At 59.2% G+C, this 255-nt stretch carries 1 protein-coding gene; it reads left to right on the forward strand.

Translation table 11 applies throughout. The features are described from left to right. Positions 1 to 255: ATP-grasp domain-containing protein (locus AB3X96_RS42875; RefSeq protein ID WP_368594456.1), on the forward strand; the 255-nt coding region annotated here is incomplete at both ends.

Consider the following 255-nt stretch of genomic DNA (forward strand, 5'->3'; position numbering starts at 1 on the left):
AGGCGCTGACATCAAGAAGGAACTGTATGTCGGTCTCGTGATCGATCGCGTTTCGCAGAAGATCGTCGTGATGGCGTCGAGCGAAGGCGGCATGGACGTCGAAGAAGTCGCGGAAAAGACGCCTGAGTTGATCCACAAGGTTGCAGTCGATCCGTCGACCGGCCTGAAGGACTCGGAAGCCGACGACCTCGCGAAGAAGATCGGCGTGCCAGACGCTTCGATCCCCCAAGCCCGCGCAATCCTGCAAGGCCTGTA

Source organism: Paraburkholderia sp. BR13439 (genome assembly GCF_040948805.1).
Lineage (GTDB): Bacteria > Pseudomonadota > Gammaproteobacteria > Burkholderiales > Burkholderiaceae > Paraburkholderia > Paraburkholderia youngii.